Below are 2,724 nucleotides of genomic sequence, written 5' to 3'. Positions count from 1 at the left end.
CGCGCGCCGGGGCGGGGCCGCACCCCAGCGCGGCCCGCCCCCCGCCCGCCCCCCGGGGGGCGCGCTGGGCCCGCGCGCCCCGGGCGGGCGGCCCCGCCCCCCCCCCCGCCGCCCCGGAGGGCGGGCCCGCGGCACGGACGGGCGGGGCTCCCGTCGCGGGCGCGGCCGCCGGCGCCACCGGGAGCGCGGCGGCGAGCGTCCGCGGACCGGCGCCGCCCGGCGCGCCACCCCGGCGGCCGTGTCCCTTCCCGGACGGCTGCGTCCCGTGAGCGGCCCGCTCCTTCGCCCCCTGCGCGGCGCCGGCGGGCAGCGGCGTCCACCCGAAGGCCAGTGCGCTCCCGCCGATCCCGAGCCCCCGATCGAGCCCGTGGAAGTGCCTCCCGTGCGTCGTCCGTGCGCAGGGGAAGTGCGTGAGACAGGTCTGCCATACTGCGGGCATCCTGTGGCAGTTCGAGGCTGGGGCCGAATTTGAATAATAGTCAACAGCGTGGTGCGGGCGGGCGTTCGCAGGTCCGCAGAGCCGAACTCATAGCGACCGGGCGCAAGTTGTTCGCCGACACCTCGTACGACGCGCTCTCCATGGACGACATCGCCAAACAGGCCGGCGTCGCCAAGGGTTTGATCTACTACTACTTCAAGAGCAAGCGCGGCTACTACCTCGCCATCGTCGAGGACTCGGTCGCCGAGCTCGTCGCCCGCGCCGCCGGGGAACCGGACCTGCCCAAGGTCGAGCGGGTGCGCCGCACGATCGACGGCTACCTCCGTTACGCCGAGCAGCACCAGGCCGCCTACCGCACCATCGTCACCGGGGGAGTGGGCTCCGACGCCGAGGTCCTCGCCATCCGCGACGCGGTCCGCGAGGAACTGGTGGCCACGATCGCCGAGGGCGCGTACGGGAGCCGCACCATCCCGCCGCTCGCCCGGCTCGCGCTGGTCGGCTGGCTGTCCGGGGTCGAGGGGACCACCTTGGAGTGGATCGGCGCACGGGCCGCCGACGCCGCCGCCCCGGCCGCGTCCGCAGATGCCGACAACGATGCCGACAACGATGTCGACGCCCACGGCGGCTCCGACGGCGGCTTCGATGACGGGGGTGACGATGACGCGGATGCCGGCGTCGCGGCGGACGGAGCGGGTGCCGATCCCCGACCCCCGTCCCCGCAACCCGACCGGACCCGGCTCGGAGCCCTGCTCGTGCGCCAGCTGCGCGCGACCCTGACGGTGATCGGGGAGTTCGTCCCGGAGTGTCCGCCCCCGCCCCTTCCCGAAGAGGCGTTCGAGACCGTCGGTGATCTTGCCCCGGTGACGGGACGCTCCTGATCGGGCATACTCAAGCCGCCGCAGCCACTGAACTGCCCCTTCCGTGATCCGGGAGGGCAGTATCGGCTGTGAGAGCACCGAGACCCGGCGGCGCGTCCCACACCTCACGCGTCGCCGCCGTGCCCGACGAGGGAGGAGAGCGCCGCCATGACTGACCGCGCCCCGCAGCCGGTGGACCGTCAGCTGCCCACCGAGGAGTCCCGGGATCTCCTCGCACTCGTACGAGAGATCGCCCAGCGGGAGATCCGCCCCGTGGCCGCCGACGAGGAGGACGCCGGACGCTTCCCGCGCGCGATCTTCACCCTGCTGTCGGAGGCCGGCCTGCTCGGTCTTCCGTACGCCGGTGAGTACGGCGGCGGCGAGCAGCCGTACGAGGTCTACCTCCAGGTCCTGGAGGAGCTCGCCGCGGCCCGTCTGACCGTCGGGCTCGGCGTCAGCGTGCACTCCCTCGCCTGCCACGGCCTGGCCGGATACGGCACCGAGGAGCAGCAGAAGGCCCACCTGCCCGCCATGCTCGGCGGCGGCCTGCTCGGCGCCTACTGCCTCTCCGAGCCCGCCTCCGGCTCCGACGCCGCCTCGCTGACCACCAAGGCCGTGCGCGACGGCGAGGACTGGGTCATCACCGGCACCAAGGCCTGGATCACCCACGGCGGGGTCGCCGACTTCTACACCGTCCTCGCCCGCACCGGCGGAGAGGGTCCCAAGGGCATCACCGCCTTCCTGGTGCCCGGCGACGCGGAGGGCCTGACGGCCGCCGTCCCCGAGAAGAAGATGGGCATGAAGGGCTCGCCCACCGCCCAGCTGCACTTCGACGGGGTCCGCGTCCCGGACACCCGCCGCATCGGCGAGGAGGGCCAGGGCTTCACCATCGCGCTGGCCGCCCTGGACGCGGGCCGCCTGGGCATCGCCGCCTGCGCCATCGGCGTCGCGCAGGCCGCCCTGGACGAGGCCCTCACGTACGCCCTGGACCGCAAGCAGTTCGGCCACCCGATCGCGGACTTCCAGGGCCTGCGGTTCATGCTCGCCGACATGGCCACCAAGATCGAGGCCGGCCGGGCGCTGTACCTGGCGGCCGCGCGGCTGCGCGACGCGGGCAAGCCGTTCTCCCGCCAGGCGGCGATGGCGAAGCTGTTCTGCACCGACGCCGCCATGGCCGTCACCACGGACGCGGTCCAGGTCCTCGGCGGCTACGGGTACACCGCGGACTTCCCGGTGGAGCGGCTGATGCGCGAGGCGAAGGTCCTCCAGATCGTCGAGGGCACCAACCAGATCCAGCGCATGGTCATCGCCCGCCACCTGGCCGGTCCAGAATCGCGTTGATGCCCGACCCGGTCCTGGAGGTGTGCCCGGCCCTGGCCGACGCCGCACACAAAGAGCGGGTAGGGGGCGGTCTCTTATTCACAAAAG

Annotated in this window: 1 protein-coding gene and 1 pseudogene; both read left to right on the top strand. The window is 73.8% G+C overall.

The features are described from left to right. Positions 1-468 precede the first annotated feature (468 nt). Positions 469-1,011, top strand: a pseudogene (locus tag ACFXA3_RS40425) (TetR/AcrR family transcriptional regulator); the annotation flags it as partial. A 453-nt stretch (positions 1,012-1,464) separates the two neighbouring features. After that, positions 1,465-2,637, top strand: a complete 1,173-nt coding sequence (locus ACFXA3_RS40420) for an acyl-CoA dehydrogenase family protein (protein WP_385196110.1) — start codon at positions 1,465-1,467, stop codon at positions 2,635-2,637. Positions 2,638-2,724 lie beyond the last annotated feature (87 nt).

The organism is Streptomyces sp. NPDC059456, from assembly GCF_042750055.1.
Taxonomy (GTDB): Bacteria; Actinomycetota; Actinomycetes; order Streptomycetales; family Streptomycetaceae; genus Streptomyces.
This window is presented reverse-complemented; position numbering and strand designations above follow the sequence as displayed.

Bases quoted from the DNA above. Each gene is read 5' to 3' on its own strand.
- ACFXA3_RS40420 (WP_385196110.1), top strand. From the start codon at position 1,465: ATGACTGACCGCGCCCCGCAGCCGGTGGACCGTCAGCTGCCCACCGAG.